We start from the raw sequence: 17,587 nt of genomic DNA, 5'->3' as shown, positions 1-17,587 counted from the left end.
GGCCATGGTGCCGTCGCGGTCGACGACGACGGCGGCGAACTCATCCCCGCCCAACCGTCCCGCGACCCCGGCGAGCCCGAAGGCTCGCCCCGCCGATGTCCGCGACGTCTGAGCGCCGACCATGCCCGAGACCGTCACGCCGAGAGGAACGCGGCGATCCGGTCGAGCGCCGCCTGGGTGGTCTCGGCGCCGCGCACGAATGTCGTTCGTATCCAGCGGTCACCGTCCTCCGGCCGCTGGAAGAACGGAGTGCCCGGCGCCACCAGGACCCCCGCTGTTTCGGCCAGCCGGCGAGAGAGCGTCCGGGCGGACCATCCGAGGGCTTCGGTGCCCGCGAAGACGAACCAGCCCCCTTCGGGCGGGGTCACCGTGAATCCCAACGAGGCCAGCCCGGCGACCAGTTCGTCGCGCCGCTCCTGGAACAGCAGCCGGCCGTCCAGGACATCGGACGCGGTGAGCGCGCAGGCGCCGGCCTGGAGGGGGTGGTTGGTGCCGACCGTCGTGTGCTCATGAATTCTGCGCAACACCGCCGTCAGCTCCGGGTCGGCGATGCAGTACCCGATGCGCCAGCCCGTCATCTGCAGCTTCTTGGACAGGCTGCCGACGACCACGCCGGCTGACCGCGCCCCCGGCACGGCCAGCGGGGACAGATGCCGTCGCCCGTCGAAGACCGTGCAGTCGTACACCTCGTCGGTGATGCAGGCGATGCCCTGCTCTCGGCACACGTCCATCAGGAGGCCCAGCTCCTGGGCGTCGAAGACCCGCCCGGTCGGATTGTGCGGCGTGTTCAGCACGACGGCCCGGGTCCGCGGCGAGAGCGCCCGCGTCAGCGCGTCCTCGGTCAGCCGCCAGTCCGGCGCCTCCAGCCGGACGAGGCGCGGCACCGCCCCGGCCAGCTGGACGATCCCCGGGTACAGCTCGAAGTACGGTTCGAACAGCAGGACCTCGTCACCGGGATCGGTGACAGCCAGCAGGGCGGTGAGCAACGCCTCCGTGGCCCCCACCGTCACCGTGACCTCGGTGTCCGGATCCACGACGACCCCGTGCGTCCGGAGCGCGTCCGCCGCGATCACCGCACGCAGCTCGGGCAGCCCCGCCGTATCGGCGTACTGGTGCAAGCCTTGGCGCAGGGCCGAGACGGCGGCTTCCACGACGGCGGCAGGCGGGTCTCCCGGCGGGATGCCCAACGCGATGTCCAGCGCGCCGGATCGGCCCAGACGCTGCAGCCCGGCCAGCGCCATGGGAGCGACCGCCTGCGCCCGCAGAGACGGTTTCACCGCGTCGCCGCTCCGGCCGTGATCTCGTAGTACGCGAAACGGAACATGGTGTTCGGCACCGACAGGACGCGCCGGCAGGTCAGTCCCGCCGCTTCGATCACCTCCAGCCACGCTTCCCGGCGCTGCGGGAAACCCTGTTCGGTGAGTGCGTGGACCAGGAAGAAGTCGGCGTCCTCGGCATCCGTGAACAGTTCGGGTTCGGCCAGGACCAGTACGCTGCCCGGCTTGCTCGCCAGCAGATCCGCATAGGCGCGCAGCAGTTCGACCACCGCCGCCTGCCCGTCCCGGAAATGCTCGTGCACGGCGCCGACGGCGATGAAGAGATCGCATTCCCGGGCGGCCTCGGGCCAGTCCTGCGGTGCGAACGCATCACCGACGACGAAGGACGCCCGGTCGTCGAGCCCGTCCTCCGCTGCCCGCTTCGAGGCCAGTGCGACGGCGTCCTCGGCGATGTCCAGGCCCACGGCCCGCAGTCCGGGGTCCTCCCGGCACAGATCGAGCACCAGCCCGCCGGTTCCGCAGCCGAGGTCCAGTACCCGCTCGGCCCGGTACCTCCCGACCAGATCGCGGACCACGTTCATGCCGACGCTCCGGAACAGCACCTCACAGCGGCGGCCGAGCGCTTCGGTGTCACGCGCCACGTCGGACCCGTACCGGAGGCGTCCGGTGAGGAGTCCCTCGACGCTCCTGAGCACCGGCCCATAGGCTTCCGCGTAATAGCCGATCACCGCCTCGGGCACCTCACCGAACAGGGCAGCACCTCGCGGGGTCAGCCTCCAGGAGCCGCCCTGTGACTCGACCAGGCCGCGCACCTGCACGAAGCGCAGCACATTGCGCGCCAGCTCCGTGTAGCCGCCCGGCGGGACCAGATCGTCGAGGGGCGTCCACTCCTCGGAGAGCCGAGCTGCCACACCTGCCTGTGCCAGCCCCAGCACCGCGTTGCACAGCACGTACGACGAAGCCAGCCCGGCGGCGCCGGTCTCGGCCACAGACTTCCATTGCTCCTGCACCGACGTGTCGAGCACCTCGACCGACTCGGCCCTGCTGGACATTGTCACTCCTGTGGTTTGGGTGTCCTGATGAATGTCTGCCGCCGCGAGCGGCGGCAGACCGGCTCACAACCGAGCTCGTACTGCCTCGCCGGCACGATGGGTGTCCAGCGAGCCGCCGAGATCGGGGGTGGTGTCCCCGGCTGCCACAGCCTGTGAGACCGCGGCTCGCAGCGCCGCAGCCTCCGCGTGGTGGCCCAGGTCGTCGAGGAGCAGCCCGGCGCTGAGGACCGCGCCGACCGGATTCGCCACCTTCTTGCCGGCGATGTCCGGCGCGCTGCCGTGGACCGGCTCGTAGAGGCCGAACCCACGTTCCGGGTTGAGATTGGCCGAGGCTGCCGTGCCGATTCCGCCGGCGACCGCGGATGCGATGTCGCTGAGAATGTCCCCGTACGAGTTGTTGGTGACGATCACATCGAATCCGGAAGGGTCGGTGACCAGCTGCATCGCGGCGGCGTCGACGTAAAGGTGTCTGGACGCCTTGTCCGGATGGCGCGCGGCGGCTGCCCGCCCGCACCGCTGCCACAGACCCCCGCCGAACTCCACTGCGTTCGCCTTGTCCACCACGCACACTTCACGGCGGGCGACGGAGTAGGCGTACTCGACGATACGAGCCGTACCGTGGTAGGTGCTGAGATCGACGTCCAGCGCGACCTCATGCGCCGAACCGGGGTGCACCGAACCGCCCGCACCGGTGTAAAGGCCTTCGGTGTTCTCCCTGACGACAACGCAGTCCACTGCCCGTGCGCTCTCGGCCCTGAGCGGGCTCAGCCGGTCGTGCAGGAGCTTCGCCGGCCGGTAGTTGACATACAGGTCCAACTCGAAGCGCAGCCGGAGCAGGACGCCCCGGCCGTACGCCGGCGAGCTGACCCGGGGGTCACCGATCGCTCCGAGCAACACCGAGCGGCTGGACCTCACCCGTTCGAAGTCCTCGTCGGAAAGCGCCACTCCGGTACGGAGAAACGTGTCGGCGTTGACATGGTCGAGGACCTCGAAGTCGAGGCCGAGCCCGAACTCGTCCAGTGTCAGCATCGCCTGCTCGATCACCTCGGGCCCGATACCGTCACCTGGAACTACCGCGATGACTGACATACGCGGGCCCTCAGCGCGGTTCCGCGGGAACCGGCGCCATGCCGGGCGTCAGCACGGGCAACCAGTGCGGGCGGGAACTCTCGTGGGCAGCGATGGCCTCCCCCCTGGTCAGGGTGGCCGTGATCTCGTCGTGCCCAGCGAGCAGCATCCGTCGTGCCCGTTTGTCGATGTCGAACGCCCAGCTCCGTCCGCCGGCCGAGATCTCGCAGCTCAGGAGGTCGATCGTGACCTCGAATGCGCTGTCGCCCGCGGCGCGTCCGAGCAGCCATGCCACGGTCGGCTCCGGCAACACCACCGCGAGCAGGCCGTTCTTGAGCGCGTTGCGGCAGAAGATGTCGCCGAAGCTGGGCGCGATGACAGCGGCGATGCCCCAGTCCCTCAGCGCCCACACGGCATGCTCCCGAGAACTGCCGGTGGCGAAGTGAGGGCCGGCCAACAGGACGGTCGCGCCGCGCCGCTCGGGTTGTTCGAGGACGAAACCGGGATCCGAACGCCACCTGGCGAACAGCGCGTCGGCGTAACCGGTCCGGTACAGACTCCTGCAGTGTTCGCTGGGGATGATCTGATCGGTGTCCACATTGCTGCGGTGCAACGGCAGACACCTCCCGGTGTGGCTGCTCAGCGGTTCCACAAGGGCCTCCTCAAGACAGATCCGCGGGTAGGGCCAGCCGGCCGGCCACCGCGGTCGCCGCGGCGATGGCGGGGGACACAAGGTGTGTTCGCGCCTGCGGTCCCTGTCGCCCCTCGTAATTCCGATTGCTGGTGGAGGCGCAGCGCTGCTTGCCACGGAGGCGGTCGGTGTTCATGCCCAGGCACATCGAGCAGCCCGGCAGCCGCCACTCCGCTCCCGCCCGGACGAACACCTCGTGCAGGCCCTCCCGCTCCGCCCGTGCGCGGACGTCCATCGAGCCGGGCACCACCAGCACGCGTACGCCGTCGGCGACCCGGCGGTCGCGGAGCACGTCCGCGGCGGCTCTGAGGTCTTCGAGACGGCCGTTGGTGCACGAGCCGATGAAGACGGTGTCGATGCCGATCTCCCGCATCGGCGTGCCTGGTTCGAGGCCCATGTAGTCCAGTGCCCGGCGTGCCGAGACCCGCTCCTCCGGGTCGGTGAACGTGTCGGGATCGGGCACGGCGCTGCCGAGCGGCACCGCCTGACCGGGATTGGTTCCCCAGGTCACCCAGGGGGTCAGGCCCGATACATCGACGGTCACGGTGCGGTCGAAGACGGCGGCAGCATCTGTCGTCAAGGAGCGCCAATGCGCGAGGGCCTCCTCCCAGGCCGGTCCGGACGGACTGCCGGGCCGGGAGGAGAGATAGGCGAACGTCGTGTCGTCAGGTGCTATCAGGCCGGCCCTGGCACCCGCTTCGACGCTGAGGTTGCACATCGTCATCCGGCTCTCCATGGAGAGCGAACGCACCGCCTCGCCGCGGTACTCCACGATGTGGCCGTGTGCGCCGTTGGCGCCGATCCGCGTGATCAGGGCGAGCATCAGGTCCTTGGCGGTGACGCCCTGGGCCGGGACGCCGGTGAACTCCACGGCCATCGTCTTCGGCTGCTGGATCGCCACGGTCTGGGTGGCGAGCACATGCTCGACGTCACTTGTTCCCACACCGAAGGCGAGCGCGCCGAAAGCGCCATGGGTGGAGGTGTGGCTGTCTCCGCAGACCACCGTCATACCAGGCTGGACGAGGCCGAGTTCAGGGCCGACGACATGGACCACGCCCTGCCGGCGATGGCCGTGCGGGAACAGACCGATGCCGTGCTCGGCGCAGTTGCGGCGCAGAGCCAGCAGCTGCTCCCGGCTGAGCGCGTCGGAGACGGTCAGCGAGTCGGTGGGCACGTTGTGATCCTCGACCGCCAACGTCAGATCCGGCCTGCGCACCTTGTGGCCGGCCGACCGCAAGCCGTCGAAGGCCTGCGGTGACGTGGCCTCGTGCACCAAGTGCAGGTCGACGTAGAGCAGATCGGGGCCGTCGGGCTCCGTGCATACGACTGCGTTCTGCCACAACTTGTCGATGAGCGTCCTGGGAGCCGCGTTCATGCTGTGGCTCCGCTGCTCCGCCGCAGGCCGAGCCTGTCGGCCAACTTGTCACGCAGTACGTCCAGTTCGTCGCAGTCGCCGTTCGGCCGGTTGGCGATGTACTCCTGGTACAGCTCGGCCACCAGGTCGTTGTCGGCGGGCACCCCCAGCTGCTCCAGGAGGTGCCGCAGAATCGACCGCCCGGAGTGCCTTCCGACGAGCAGAGCCCGTTTACGCCCGAAACTCTCGGGCTTGATGAACTCGTACGTCACAGGGTTCTGCAGCATGGCCGCCTGGTGAATACCCGCTTGGGTGGCGAAAGAGTTCGTTCCCAGAATCGCCTTGTTGCGCGGGCGTTCCAGCGAGATCGCAGCGGAGAGTATGCCGAAGGCCTCGTCGAGCAGTTCGGTGCGAATACCGGTGGCCATGCCGAGCTCGGTTCCCTTGTACGACAGCACTGCCGCCAGTTCCTCCAGCGAAGTGTTTCCAGCGCGCTCGCCGATGCCGGCGAGTGTCGCCTGGACCTCTTGGGCCCCGGCCGAGAGACCGGCCAGTGCGTTGGCCAGGGAGAGTCCGAGATCGTCGTGGCAGTGCGTCGCGAGCACGACGTCGTCGGGTATGCAGGCGCGCACCGCGGCGGTGAGTTCGGCGAACTCCTGGGGAATCGCGAAGCCGGTGGTGTCGGCAAGGGTCACGGTGGTGGCTCCGGCCTCCACCGCGGTGCCGACCAATGAGCGGATCCACTCGTGTTCCCCGCGGCTCGCGTCCTCGACGGCGAGGTTGATGTCGAGGGCGCCCAGCGAGCGGGCGTACCGGATCGAGTCGTCGAGTTCGCTGAGGGCCTCTGCCCTGGTGATGCCACGTTTGTGACGCAGATGGATGTCGCTGCCGGTGCAGCAGACCTGCACCTGGTGACGCGGGCTGTCCCCGGCCGCCTCCATCGACAGGCGGATGTCGTCACGCGAGCAGCGGTTGAAGGTCGCGAAACCGGCCGTGGTGAGGGACTTCGCGATCAACTGGGTGGCTTCGAAATCGGATGCCGAGGAGCCGGGATAGCCGGTTTCGACCGTGTCGACCCCGAGTTCCTCGAGTTTGAGAGCGAGCGCCAGCTTCTGCTGAGGGGACATCGCATTGCCAGGGGCTTGTTCCCCGTCACGAAGCGTGGCGTCAAAAATGCGTATCCGGCGCATTGTCCTACCGCCGTTCGGGTCGATTACCTGTTTGAGTCCGCATGGTGCTTCGATCTTCTTGGTCAAATCGAATGTAGGGCACAATGCGTGGTGCGCACAGCGCCTCATTCCATTCGCCGCCCATTGCCAGGCAAGCGTGTTCGGATTCGATCCCTTCAGCGCCCGGACCGCTGTTCACGGACGAGAGCGGCGAGCCCGTCCAGGCCGGCCCGGATCTGCTGGGGCTGAAGAAGACTGAACGACAGGCGCAGTTGGCGAGTGTGCCGAAGCCCGGCATAGAAGTGGTGCATGGGAGTCCAGATCACCCGGTGCCGCCGCGCCGAATGTTCCAGTAGTGCGTCGTCGGTAGGGAACGGCACCGTCAGAACGAGGAAGAACCCGCCGCCGGGCGTGTTCCAGGTGACCCCGGAATCCGGGGGAAACCGCTCGGCCAGGCCCTCCGACAGCACCTGGAGGTTGCGGCGGTAGAGATCCGCCTGACGCGCGTTGGCCCGGGCGAGGCTGTGGCCGTTCTCCAGCAGCTTGCCTGCGACAACCGCCTGGGCCAGTGGCGAGGTGTTGACCGTCAGCATGCTTTTGACCTTGGCGAGTTGGTCGGCGAACAGGCCGAGCTGCCGCCCGCTGCCGTCGGTGACGACCTGGTCGGCGACGACGTATCCGACCCGGGCGCCGGGCATCGCCGTCTTGGCGAAGGACCCGAGATAGACCACACGCCGCCGGGTGTCGAGGGCCTTGAGCGTGGGCAGCCGCGTGGCGCCGGCCGGAAACAGGCCGTACGGATTGTCCTCCAACAGCAGCAGATCAAGCTCTTCGGCCAGGTCCAGCAGTCGGCGCCGAGTGTCCAGCGTCAGACTGATCCCCAGCGGATTGGAGAAGTCGGGGACCAGGTAACAGGCCCGGGGGCGGAGCCCCTCGGCTCTCGCCCGCCGCACGGTACGGGCGAGATCTTCCAGGTCCACTCCCGCAGCGCCGCTGCGCACCGGCAGCACCGGCAGATCGGCCAGCCGGGCAGCACCGTTGAGTCCGACATAGGTGGGCGACACCGCGAGTACGGCGTCGTGATGGTCCGCCCGCAGCGCCCGCAGCACCAGGAACAGCGCTTCCTGGCAGCCCACGGTGATCACGACGGATTCCGGGTCGGGCGCAAAGCCCTCGTCCACCATCAGGTTCTTGACGACAAGGTCGTGGATGACGCCCTTGGTACGGCCGTACTGGAAAAGCAGCCGGCTGACGTCCTCTGCGGACCAACCGCGGACCTGGCTCAGATGTTCGCAGAAGGTGCGCAGATATCGATGTACCTCCTCGACGTCGAAGAACTCCTCGTAGGGACGGCCGGCCGCGAAGGAGACCGCGTCCGGGTACCGCTGCGCCACCTCGTTGAGCAGGTTCATGGAATCCAGCGAGGGGTCGGCGAGGGATCCGTGCAGCGCTTCGATCGGCAAGGCCGTCGGCACAGCGGAACCGGGGCCCGATCCCTTCTCCACCGTCGTGGTCATGGCGCGTTTCCGGCGCCGGTTGCGACGACACCGCCCGGCGCCGTCGCGGTGAGCCGCCGGGCCGATGACAGATCCCCGCATCCTGCGAGCAGCATCGCCTGCTCCAGTTCGGTGCGGAAAAGACGCAGCACCTCGGAGGCGCCGGCTTCCCCGCCCGCGGCCAGACCCCACAGCGCGGGCCGGCCGACCAGCACTCCCGAGGCCCCGAGCGCCAGCGCTTTGAGCACATCGGTGCCGCTGCGGATCCCGCTGTCCACCAGCACGGGGCAACGACCGGACACCTTGCGCAGCACCGCGGACAGAGCGATGACGCTGGGCAGCGCCCCGTCCAGCTGACGCCCGCCATGGTTGGAGACCACGATCGCGTCCACCCCGGCGTCGACTGCCCTGGTCGCGTCGCCGGGATCCATGATCCCCTTGAGTATCAACGGGAGACCGGTCCGGTCGCGCACCCACTCCAGGTCCGCCCAGCTCAAGGCCGGATCAAAAGCGTCCGCCGTATGCACCATCACGGCTGAACTGCCCGGCTGTTCACAGTGGACGGCGGATGGACGCCCGGCCGGAGAATCGTCCAGGTTCGCGGCGGTGACGGTGGCCGGCAGTGTGAAGGCGTTGCGCATGTCACGCAGCCGTCGGCCCATCCGGGGAACGTCCACCGTCAGCACGAGCGCGCGACAGCCTGAGGCTTCGGCGCGCTTGATGAGTTCCTCGGTGCGCGCCCGGTCGCGCAGCCAGTAGAGCTGGAACCATGTCTCGGCGCCGACGCCGGCGATGGCTTCGATGGTGTGGCTGCTGAGCATGCTCGCGATGAAGACGACTCCGGCCGACCGGGAGGCGCGGGCCAGGGCGAGTTCGCCGTCCGGGTGGACGAGTTGTTGGTACGCCATGGGCGCGACCGCGAGCGGCATGGACACCGCACTGCCGAGCAATGCGCCGGCGCAATCGCCGCGGGTGATACCGGTCAGTGCCCGCGGCACCAGGCACACCTGGCTCAGGGCGTTGCGGTTGGCCACGAGAGTCGACTCGCTGCCGCTGCCGCCGTCGATGAAGTCCCATACGTGCCTCGGGAGCGCTCGGAACGCGGCTCGTTCGGCATCACCGATGTCCAACAGCGCTCGCGAGCCCGTGGCCGAAGGAGTCACGACAGAATCCCGGTCTTGGCCCGCTCGGCCTCGACCGCCTCGTACAGTGCCTTGATATTGCTGCTGCCGAACGTGTTCGCACCGAGCCGCTCGATGATCTCCAGGAAGAACGTACGGCGCGGATGCGTGGACTGCGTGAAAATCTGGAACAGTTGCCCGCCGTGGTCCTCGTCCGCCAGGACATCGAGCCGCCGCAGGTCCTCGATCTCGTGTCCGGTCGGAGTGAGCCGCTCGCCGAGCAGGTCGTAGTAGGAATCAGGGGTCTCCAGGAACTGGACGCCTCGCTCGCCCAGCATCGAAACAGCGCCCACCACGTCCTCGGTGCGGAACGCGATGTGCTGGACCCCTTCGCCGAGATGGCTGTCGAGGAAGGCGTCGATCTGCCCGTGATCCGCTGTGGGGTCGGGCTCGACCATCGTCAGCGTGACGGTGCGCGAATCGTTCTGCGCCACCCGGGAACGCATGGCCTGGGTGCCTACGCTGATCTTCTCTTCGAAGACGGGGCGCAAGCCGAGCGTAGATTCGTAGAACGCCACCGCGGCGTCCATGTGCCCCGGACGCAAGCAGACCGCGAAGTGGTCGATGTCGAGCAGTCCCACGCCGACATGTGTGGAGCGCTCCGCCGTGTCCGGGAAGCCGGGGAGGAAGATTCCGTCGCCGACCCGGTCCGGGGCCTGTACGAAGGTATGCCGCACATCACCGAACCCGGCGATCGCGGCTGTCAGGCCACCAGGGGAACCGGCCGGCTGCCCGAGCGGAGCCAAGGGCTTGGCGCCGCCCTCCAGCGCCCGGCCGAACGCGGCGCGAGCGTCGGTGGTGCGCAGGGCGATGTCGGCGACGCCGTCACCGTGCGCCGAGACATAGGAATGGGCGGGATGCCGTGCGGACCGAGGCTCCGTGACGACCAAGACGATGCCGCCCTGGCGCAGGGCGACGGAGAAGTGATCGCTGTCTTCACCCAGTGCACCAGATGTGGCGAAGGGGTCGAAACCGTACTCCGCCGCAAAACGGGCAGCCTGGTGTCGGGCGTCGGCCACATAGAACTCGACATGATTGACCGTCAGGTCAGGAGCCGGTCGGGAAGCGCAGACCATCGGAGAACTCCTCAATATCAGTGGCCGATCCTGCGGGCGAATCGGCGGTTCGGGCGGATCGTGTTCTCTGCCGCGATGAAGTTCTAAACCCCACTCCGCCAAATCACCGGGCAGAACTCCGGATCTGCATAATCGGGCGTTCCTTGCGGTGTCCGGCGCACCAGAAAGTCATGGTTGTACGAGGCCGTCTCGCCATTACGGAGACGATAGTGCCGGTAGGCGTTGTCGCCGTCCTGGAGATGCAGGGAAACGGCGCGCCTCGGCATCGTGGAGCGATTTTCTCCGCTACCGTGGTAAGTGTGACTGTGGTGGAAGCTGACGTGCCCCTTGGGGATGACGATGGGCACCTTCCGCACCTCGGCCCCATTGAATCTGGCGTTCCTCTCCAGAATGGATTCGAGATCATTCCGGTTGCGAGCGGCGAAGTGCATCGACGTCACATTCTCCTCGCTCTCCTCCCGCCACCGGTTGCTGCGGTCGATCATGGTGATCGTTCCCATGCGTTCGTCGCAGTCATGAAATGGGATGAACGCGGTGAGCATTCGCTCCGAGGACGATGTCGCCCAGTAGTCTCCGTCGAAGTGCCAGGGCACGATATTGCTGGGTTCATCCGGGCGCGGCGGCTTGTAGATGAGCGTGGACTGGAATATCCGAATCTCTGCCGCGCCGGAGAGCCGTGCCGCCACCGCTCCCAACAACGGCTTGCGGAGAATGGCGCCGACCGCGGCACTCTCGTAGTGGATGTAGTCGTTGTGCCGTTGAACCGGGCCGTCCTCAGGTTTCCAGTAGGCCAGGCGCGGCGGCCGGCGCGGCAGTTCGCGGTCGCGGTGACCGGCGTAGAAACTTTCGCTCGCCGCCTCCAGCCGTTCCACCTCTTCGTCGCTGAAGAGTTTCTTCGACAGATACCAACCGTGCTCCGCGTAGAACGCGACATCACTGTCCGAGGGGAGGAGATCGATTTCTGCGTCGGTCAGCATGAATTCGCTTGTGATTGTCTCCATGCTCACTCCATCCACGCTGCATGCGATATCAATTCCGCCAACTCCTTCTCGGCGATCTGGTTGAGTTCATCCCAGACCCGCTCCACATCTGCGCGAACCGTCCGAATATTGCCGACAGACAGTCGCATCACGTAACCGTCACGGATCACCGCGTGCGACAGGAACATACTTCCGGACGCATTGGCCACTCTGAGGATCCGGGCATTGAGTGCGTCGATGATCTCCCGTTTCCGGATCTCGGAAAGCCGATCGTCGGCGCATATCTCCTCGGGTTCGTAGCGCAGGCACACCAAGGGATAGGACGACGAGACCGGGGAGTTCCAGTCGCGCTGCCGTGCGGCGGCCTTACGAAGCCAGTCCGCGATTTCGAGAGATTGATCGAGCCGTGCGGCCAGACCGGCACGACCGAATGATCTGAAGACCCACCACAGCTTCAGGGCCCGGAATCCGCGACCGAGCTGCGGTGACAGATCCATGAAGTCACGGGTGTCGCCTTCGTGACTGGACCTGAGATATTCGGGCACGAGTCGGAAGGTGTTTGCAAGCGCCCCCCGGCGACGGCAGTAGAGCGCGGTCGCGTCCAGCGGCACGAACAGGGTTTTTTGCGGGTTGACCACCAACGAGTCGCCGACCGCAGGATTTTCCAGGGTGCCGGCCAGCGACGGCGCGATGCGATAGAGGCCGCCGTAAGCGGCGTCGACATGCAGCCAGACGTCGTGTCGGGCGCAGACATCAGCGATGGGGCCGAGGGGATCAGCCGCTCCCACGGCGGTGGTGCCCACGGTCGCGACGACCGCCAACGGCCGGAAGCCTGCGGCCAGGTCGCGCCGGATCGCCTCGTCCAGCTGATCCGGTCGCATGCGGTACTGCTCGTCGGACGGCACCCGGACGACATTGGCCAGTCCGGTCCCCAACGTGATCGCGGCCTTCTCGACCGAGCTGTGAGCCTGGTCCGATGTGTAGATGCGCAGCGTGGGCACATCGGGGCCGGCCGTTCCTCGTTCCCTGACGTCGAAGTCGAGAGCGTGGTCCCGGGCCGCCGTCAGAGCGTAGAGATTGGCCAGCGAAGCGCCGGTGACCAGGACGCCGTCGGCGTCTTCCGGATAATCCGCCATGCGCGCTATCCAGCGCAGCACCACTTGTTCGAGAGCGGATGCCGAGGGGCTGGTCTGCCACAACATGGAGTTGACATTCAGCGCTGCCGTCAAGGTCTCCGCCAGGACGCCGGGCAGGCTCGCGGAGGTGGGAAAATAGCCGTGGAACGACGGATGGTTCCATTGCACGAGACCGGGAATCACCTTCTCGCGGGTATCGTGAAGGATGCGCGAGAAGGGTTCACCCGTTTCGGGCAGGTCGGCCTGTAACGCAGCCGCCTGCTCCTTCGGATGCCGCGGGACTGCCACCGGAATGTCCCGGATGGTCTCGAAGTGCTCACGGATCAAAGAGATCACTTCACGGCCGTACTCCTCAAAAAGAGCAGGCTCCCAATCCCCGACATCGTCAGGCATATCATTCCCTCGTTTCTCAGGAACTGCTGCCGACGGCATCTACGTCTACCGGGAGTTCAGTGAAGTACGTGATCTCGCGAGGTCCGGCGCAGTACTTGGCGTAGAAATCGGCGAGGAGCAGTTCCTCGTTCAGGATGAATTTTTCATGCTCGGCCCGGCTGCGCCATGTGTACATCATCCAGATCTCGCCCGGATTGCTCTGACGCTGGAAGAAGCGGCCGTGCTCGCACCATCCGGGATCCACGTGGGCCGGCGGCCCCACCAGCTCGTCCATCTCCTGCATGAGTTCAAAGGCCTGACCGGCGAATTCATCGGTGAGTCGCCAGGTCTCGAGTACGGTTACCATTTCCTGAGTGCCTCCTCGGTCGGTTCGTCGTCCTCTTCGCATACCGGGGGACAACTGAGTTTTCGAATGCTGACTACGAGGTATGATTTTACGCTTCACGCGACGGCAGGCGAATGACCAGAATCCATTTCCGGCTCATCGACCGGTAACTGATCCGCTGCCGAAGGCGTAGTGGTCCAGCGGCTGAGCGGAGGCCACGGCGGGCATCACGTGCCGAGCCACGAGTTCGACAGTCTGCCAATCGACCGGCGGGCGAACCCCGAGCACAAAGTCCGTGACTCCCATTTCGCGAAAGCGAAGCAGGTCGGCCACACACTGCTCGGGCGTCCCGAAAGTCACGTACTCGTCCAGCAGGGGAGAGTCCGGAGGAAGACGCCGCAGCAGTTCGGCCTTACGGGCCCTCGCTTCCCGCTCGTTCTCGGCCAATACCGCTCGGAAAGTGACGGACCTGCGGATATCTTCCGGTGCCCGCCCGACCTCGGCGCAATGCCGGGCGAGCGCGTCGCACTTGCGCCGGTACGACTCGGGGGTGCCGGCGAGCGTGTTCCAGATGTCGGCGTGCTCGGCCACGATCCGCAGCAGCCGCCGCTCGCCATCGCCACCGATCACCAGCGGAATGCGCGGCTGCAGCGGCTTGGGCGTCAAATGGGCGGAACTCAACCGGACATGCTGCCCCGAGAAATCCGCTACGTCCTCCGTCCAGAGCGCCCGCGTCACCCGGCACGCTTCGTCCAGCAGGTCCATGCGCGCCGCGACCGGAGGAAAAGGGATGCCGTACTGTGCGTAGCCGAGATCGGGGCCCGCCGCGCCCAGGCCGAACTCCAGGCGCCCGCCGGAGATGTGGTCGATGGTCGCGGCCATGGCGGCGGCGACCGCCGGGTGCCGCCACGTGGGGGCGGAGACCAGGATGGCGCACCGGATGCGACTGGTGCGCGCCGCCAGCGCGGCGAGCAGCGTCATTCCTTCGAAGCAGGGCCCGTCGGGGCCGCCCAGCGGCGGCCTGAAGTGGTCGAAGACGGACGCCCACTGGTACCCCAGCGCCTCGGCCCGCTGCCACAGCGTGAGGGACTCCTCGAACGTGCGGTTCTGCTGTCCGGAGTGGACACCGAACCGGACGGCCTCACCGTGAACCGGCATGGGGATCCTCCGTCCTGGGCGCGGCCCGGAGGGCTTCGGCGATGGTACGTATGCTCTGGAAGGTGCCGCGGTGCAGGGCATCCGCGGAGAACCGCGCGGCGAACGTGTCCTCGACCGCGACGAGCAGGCTCACCAGTTCCAGTGAACCGAGCCCCAGCGCATGGAGCTCGTCGTCGGGACCTGACAGCGCCGCGGCTCGGTCTTCGGGCAGGACACTCCGGACCACGTGGGTCACGGCAGTGAGAGTCGGTTCCATACCTGGCTCCTCAGCGGATCGAGAACTCGTGCGTGGTCCGGTGCCGGTAGACCTCGCCCGGGTCGAGCCGGGAGAACGGAGAGAGCTCCTGGCCGGGCGGGTCGGGGACGGCGCCGGCTTCCAGGCAGAGGCCGCTGCGAGGGCGAGCGGTGAACTTGTCCGCCGAGTACACGCCCAGTCCCGGCTGGTCCGTGATCACCCTCATGGCACGGCCGCCGGCCGGGTCGTACAGCTCGGCCGCCCAGGTCGGGTCGTCCAGCACGAAGCAGTTGTCGATCCGGGCGCCTGAGATCGGCCGCGGCTCGCGGTAGTCGAGGGCGGTGCCGGCGAGGGGAGCGGGCGGTCCGGGGAGCGGCACCAGGTCGCTGTCGAACACCACGGCTCGACTGGCGTTGACGGCGAGTCGCTGGTGGTCCACGGTGCCGGAGCCGGCCACATTCCAGAAGGCGTGGTTGGTCAGACCCACCGCCGTCGGCGCCGTGGAAGTGGCGCGGTACTCGAACGTGAGCCGCCGGTGGCGGTCCACCCGGTAGAGCACCTCGGCGGACAGCGTCCCCGGATAGCCCTGATCACCGTCAAGGGTGACCAGACTCAGGCAGAGCACCAGTTCGTCGTCCCGGCACTCGGCGTCGGCCTCCCAGACGTAGCGGTCGAGTCCGATGCTGCCACCGTGCACATGGTGTTCGCCCTCGTTGCGGTCGAGTTGATGCTCGACGCCGTCGAGCCGGATCCTTCCGTCCCCGACGACCCGGCAGTAGCGTCCGAGCGTGGCCCCGACATAGGGGTTTCGTCGTCGGTCCTGATAGCTGCTCAGGTTCGGCAGCCGGACCACCGTGTTGTCCATCCGGCCGGAACGATCCGGTGTCAGGACCTCGACGGTCGAGGCCCCGTAGGTCCAGATCACGACGGTGAGACCTGCGCCGGTGTCCAGCGTGTAGGCATCGACAGCGGTCGGGCACTGGCCGGAGTGCCCGCGAGTGCTGCCCACCGTCTCCTTGCGAATGTTCATCCGAGTTTCTCCAAGCCGGCGGCGCGGCCGGGTGCGAGGTCCTTTTGCAGGCGCACGGCTCGCCTTCCCGTACCGTCCGTCAGGACGGGGCCGTGGCGGCGGAAGCCGAGCAGCTCCAGCAGCTTCAGGGTGTCGGTCAGAGCCGGGTTGGCCTCCGAACGAAGGGCGTCCGCGCCCCCGGCCGACGCCAGTTCCATGGCACGGCGCACACAGGTCGCACCGATCGGTGTTCCGTCGGCCAGCCACTTCTCGGCGACGGCGAGGCGACCCAGGTAGGCCGGTTCGACCGCCGGTGGAAAGACGTCCGGGGCCAGGGTGAACGGCGGGTCCCAGGACAGCGTGAACATCCCGGCGGCCTCGCCGCCATGGCGTAACAGGTGGACTTCACCTGCCTGGACCCGGCGTTCGGTTGTCCTGAAGTTCCGTACGGGGGCCGCCGACCCGTACTTTCGTGCCTGGTAGCTGTCGCAGGCGCGGAGCAGGGCATGCGCCTGATCGGGATCCCGGGCCGTTTCCCACGTCCAGTCGGCCGCTGTGCTCCCGGTCATCGCTCCTGCCCGAGGCGGCGGACCGTGACGGATTTGGGCCGCTGGTAGTCGGACAGCGCCAGCACGCTCAGATCGGTGCCGTGTCCCGAGCCTCGGCGCCCGCCGTGCGGAAGTTCGGGCGTCTGCTCCAAGTGGCAGTTCACCCACACTTCCCCGGCGTCGAGCGAAGCCGCCAGGGCCAGGGCCCTGTCCACCGATGCGCTCCAGACGCTGGCGCCCAGAGCCTGTGGGACGCCGTTGGCCATCCTGACCGCCTCGTCGAGTCCGGCCGCTGCCTGGACGGTCAGCACCGGTCCGAAGATCTCCTCGTGCACTGCCGGGTCCCGGGGCGGAAGGTCCGCCAGGATCTGGCCCGGGCGCCAGTACCCCTGCGACTCGCCGGGCTCGGTGGCGATGTCGCCGACATGCCGGGTACCGGCGGCACTGCTGTTCAAGATGCGGTCGTAGCGGGCCACTTGGTCCGGGTTGTTGAGCGGGCCGAAGTCGGTTCCGGCGGCCCGGACCGCCATCGCCTTCGCCAAGCCCTCCACGACCTCCGCGTAGTTCTCGCGCAGCGTGATCACCCGGGCGGGGGAGGCGCAGCTCTGGCCGGCGTTGTACGTGCAGGCTCGGACGAGTGCCTGACAGGTGTCCTCGCCCGCGTCCGGGAGCACCACCGCCGGGCCGTTGCCGCCCAGTTCCAGGCTCACCCGGCGCAGGCCGGCCCTTCGCACCACATCGAGGCCGCCCGCCGTGCTTCCGGTGAAGGCCACCGCGTCCACCTGGGTGCCGACCAGCAGACGCCCGGTCTCCCGGTCCCCGGGCACCACGGTCAGGATTCCTGGCCCGAGGATCTCGTCGCAGTACCGGGCGAGTGTCAGGGCGGAGTCGGGTGTGGTCTCGGCCGGCTTGACCACCACGGTGTTCCCGGCCGCCAGCGCCGGCGCCGCCCGCCACACGGTCATCAGCAGCGGATAGTTCCAAGGGACGATGGCGGCGACCACGCCCAGCGGCTCCCACCGGACCCAGCTCTCGCGCTCGGGCAGCAGGTGCCCCGCAGCCGGGCTGCTGCCGGTCCGCAGGGCTCCCGCGAAGAAGCGCAGTACATCGGCGCTCTGCTCGACCTCGCCCCGGGCCTCTGCCTCGGGCTTGCCGGTGCCGGCACGCTCGGCGGCCACATACTCGTCGGCCCGGTCCTCGATCGAGTCCGCGAGCCGGAGCAGGAGCCGGGATCGTCTGGCCGGCGTCAGCGCCGCCCAGGCCGGCTGTGCCTGCCGGGCGCCGGCCACCGCGCCCGCCACCTCGCGTATGCCGCCGACCGGTAGCTCCTGCCGCAGGATGCCGGTACGCGGGTCGATCAGCCTGGTGGTGTCCTGTCGCAAGGACATGGGAACTCCTGTCTGGAGCACGGTGGGTGTCGATGTGCACCGGCTCCGCTG

The 17,587-nt window shown here is 67.9% G+C and carries 17 protein-coding genes and 1 pseudogene; all 18 read right to left on the bottom strand.

Going from position 1 to position 17,587, the window contains the following annotated elements:
• A pseudogene (locus tag ACWCPF_RS42200) lies at positions 1–84 on the bottom strand (GGDEF domain-containing protein); the annotation flags it as partial.
• A 50-nt stretch (positions 85–134) separates the two neighbouring features.
• Positions 135–1,277 carry a pyridoxal phosphate-dependent aminotransferase gene (locus tag ACWCPF_RS42195; protein ID WP_451050451.1) on the bottom strand — a complete coding sequence of 381 codons (1,143 nt, stop codon included), beginning with the start codon at positions 1,275–1,277 and terminating at the stop codon, positions 135–137.
• Positions 1,274–2,329, bottom strand: a complete 1,056-nt coding sequence (locus tag ACWCPF_RS42190) for an SAM-dependent methyltransferase (RefSeq protein WP_451050450.1) — start codon at positions 2,327–2,329, stop codon at positions 1,274–1,276. The genes ACWCPF_RS42195 and ACWCPF_RS42190 overlap by 4 nt, the downstream gene beginning before the upstream one ends.
• Positions 2,330–2,392: 63 nt before the next feature.
• Positions 2,393–3,418, bottom strand: coding sequence for an isocitrate/isopropylmalate dehydrogenase family protein (locus tag ACWCPF_RS42185; protein ID WP_451050449.1), 1,026 nt, complete (start codon positions 3,416–3,418; stop codon positions 2,393–2,395).
• A gap of 10 nt (positions 3,419–3,428) precedes the next feature.
• Complete coding sequence (leuD, locus tag ACWCPF_RS42180; RefSeq protein WP_451050448.1) at positions 3,429–4,049, bottom strand: 3-isopropylmalate dehydratase small subunit; 621 nt, start codon at positions 4,047–4,049, stop codon at positions 3,429–3,431.
• 10 nt (positions 4,050–4,059) lie between these two features.
• Positions 4,060–5,463 carry a 3-isopropylmalate dehydratase large subunit gene (gene leuC / locus ACWCPF_RS42175; protein WP_451050447.1) on the bottom strand — a complete coding sequence of 468 codons (1,404 nt, stop codon included), beginning with the start codon at positions 5,461–5,463 and terminating at the stop codon, positions 4,060–4,062.
• A complete protein-coding gene (locus ACWCPF_RS42170) occupies positions 5,460–6,698 on the bottom strand; it encodes a LeuA family protein (protein ID WP_451050446.1) in 1,239 nt (412 codons plus the stop codon). The genes leuC and ACWCPF_RS42170 overlap by 4 nt, the downstream gene beginning before the upstream one ends.
• 89 nt (positions 6,699–6,787) lie before the next feature.
• Complete coding sequence (locus ACWCPF_RS42165) at positions 6,788–8,128, bottom strand: aminotransferase-like domain-containing protein (protein WP_451050445.1); 1,341 nt, start codon at positions 8,126–8,128, stop codon at positions 6,788–6,790.
• Positions 8,125–9,270, bottom strand: coding sequence for an alpha-hydroxy acid oxidase (locus ACWCPF_RS42160; protein WP_451050444.1), 1,146 nt, complete (start codon positions 9,268–9,270; stop codon positions 8,125–8,127). Before ACWCPF_RS42160 ends, ACWCPF_RS42165 begins: the two co-directional genes overlap by 4 nt.
• Complete coding sequence (gene hppD, locus ACWCPF_RS42155; protein WP_451050443.1) at positions 9,267–10,364, bottom strand: 4-hydroxyphenylpyruvate dioxygenase; 1,098 nt, start codon at positions 10,362–10,364, stop codon at positions 9,267–9,269. The genes ACWCPF_RS42160 and hppD overlap by 4 nt, the downstream gene beginning before the upstream one ends.
• 83 nt (positions 10,365–10,447) lie before the next feature.
• Positions 10,448–11,365 carry a phytanoyl-CoA dioxygenase family protein gene (locus ACWCPF_RS42150; protein ID WP_451050442.1) on the bottom strand — a complete coding sequence of 306 codons (918 nt, stop codon included), beginning with the start codon at positions 11,363–11,365 and terminating at the stop codon, positions 10,448–10,450.
• 2 nt (positions 11,366–11,367) lie between these two features.
• A complete protein-coding gene (locus tag ACWCPF_RS42145; protein ID WP_451050441.1) occupies positions 11,368–12,873 on the bottom strand; it encodes a pyridoxal phosphate-dependent decarboxylase family protein in 1,506 nt (501 codons plus the stop codon).
• A gap of 16 nt (positions 12,874–12,889) precedes the next feature.
• Entirely contained in the window at positions 12,890–13,219 is a 330-nt protein-coding gene (locus ACWCPF_RS42140; RefSeq protein ID WP_451050440.1) for a hypothetical protein, read from the bottom strand.
• 135 nt (positions 13,220–13,354) lie between these two features.
• Positions 13,355–14,356: an LLM class flavin-dependent oxidoreductase gene (locus ACWCPF_RS42135; RefSeq protein ID WP_451050439.1), complete on the bottom strand. Its 1,002-nt coding sequence runs from the start codon at positions 14,354–14,356 to the stop codon at positions 13,355–13,357.
• Positions 14,340–14,591 carry a phosphopantetheine-binding protein gene (locus ACWCPF_RS42130; RefSeq protein WP_451050438.1) on the bottom strand — a complete coding sequence of 84 codons (252 nt, stop codon included), beginning with the start codon at positions 14,589–14,591 and terminating at the stop codon, positions 14,340–14,342. The genes ACWCPF_RS42135 and ACWCPF_RS42130 overlap by 17 nt, the downstream gene beginning before the upstream one ends.
• 31 nt (positions 14,592–14,622) lie before the next feature.
• On the bottom strand, positions 14,623–15,621 hold the full coding sequence (locus ACWCPF_RS42125) for an aldose epimerase family protein (protein WP_451050437.1): 999 nt from the start codon (positions 15,619–15,621) through the stop codon (positions 14,623–14,625).
• Positions 15,618–16,169 carry a hypothetical protein gene (locus ACWCPF_RS42120; RefSeq protein WP_451050436.1) on the bottom strand — a complete coding sequence of 184 codons (552 nt, stop codon included), beginning with the start codon at positions 16,167–16,169 and terminating at the stop codon, positions 15,618–15,620. The genes ACWCPF_RS42125 and ACWCPF_RS42120 overlap by 4 nt, the downstream gene beginning before the upstream one ends.
• A complete protein-coding gene (locus ACWCPF_RS42115; protein ID WP_451050435.1) occupies positions 16,166–17,536 on the bottom strand; it encodes an aldehyde dehydrogenase family protein in 1,371 nt (456 codons plus the stop codon). Before ACWCPF_RS42115 ends, ACWCPF_RS42120 begins: the two co-directional genes overlap by 4 nt.
• Between the last annotated feature and the right edge of the window lie 51 nt (positions 17,537–17,587).

It is taken from the genome of Streptomyces sp. NPDC001858, from assembly GCF_053594615.1.
Note: the sequence above shows the minus strand (reverse complement) of the source record. Positions and strands in the feature narration are given on the sequence as shown.

Bases quoted from the DNA above. Each gene is read 5' to 3' on its own strand.
- ACWCPF_RS42190 (WP_451050450.1), bottom strand. From the start codon at position 2,329: ATGTCCAGCAGGGCCGAGTCGGTCGAGGTGCTCGACACGTCGGTGCAG.
- ACWCPF_RS42185 (WP_451050449.1), bottom strand. From the start codon at position 3,418: ATGTCAGTCATCGCGGTAGTTCCAGGTGACGGTATCGGGCCCGAGGTG.
- leuC (WP_451050447.1), bottom strand. From the start codon at position 5,463: ATGAACGCGGCTCCCAGGACGCTCATCGACAAGTTGTGGCAGAACGCA.
- ACWCPF_RS42165 (WP_451050445.1), bottom strand. From the start codon at position 8,128: ATGACCACGACGGTGGAGAAGGGATCGGGCCCCGGTTCCGCTGTGCCG.
- hppD (WP_451050443.1), bottom strand. From the start codon at position 10,364: ATGGTCTGCGCTTCCCGACCGGCTCCTGACCTGACGGTCAATCATGTC.
- ACWCPF_RS42150 (WP_451050442.1), bottom strand. From the start codon at position 11,365: ATGGAGACAATCACAAGCGAATTCATGCTGACCGACGCAGAAATCGAT.
- ACWCPF_RS42145 (WP_451050441.1), bottom strand. From the start codon at position 12,873: ATGCCTGACGATGTCGGGGATTGGGAGCCTGCTCTTTTTGAGGAGTAC.
- ACWCPF_RS42140 (WP_451050440.1), bottom strand. From the start codon at position 13,219: ATGGTAACCGTACTCGAGACCTGGCGACTCACCGATGAATTCGCCGGT.
- ACWCPF_RS42135 (WP_451050439.1), bottom strand. From the start codon at position 14,356: ATGCCGGTTCACGGTGAGGCCGTCCGGTTCGGTGTCCACTCCGGACAG.
- ACWCPF_RS42125 (WP_451050437.1), bottom strand. From the start codon at position 15,621: ATGAACATTCGCAAGGAGACGGTGGGCAGCACTCGCGGGCACTCCGGC.
- ACWCPF_RS42120 (WP_451050436.1), bottom strand. From the start codon at position 16,169: ATGACCGGGAGCACAGCGGCCGACTGGACGTGGGAAACGGCCCGGGAT.
- ACWCPF_RS42115 (WP_451050435.1), bottom strand. From the start codon at position 17,536: ATGTCCTTGCGACAGGACACCACCAGGCTGATCGACCCGCGTACCGGC.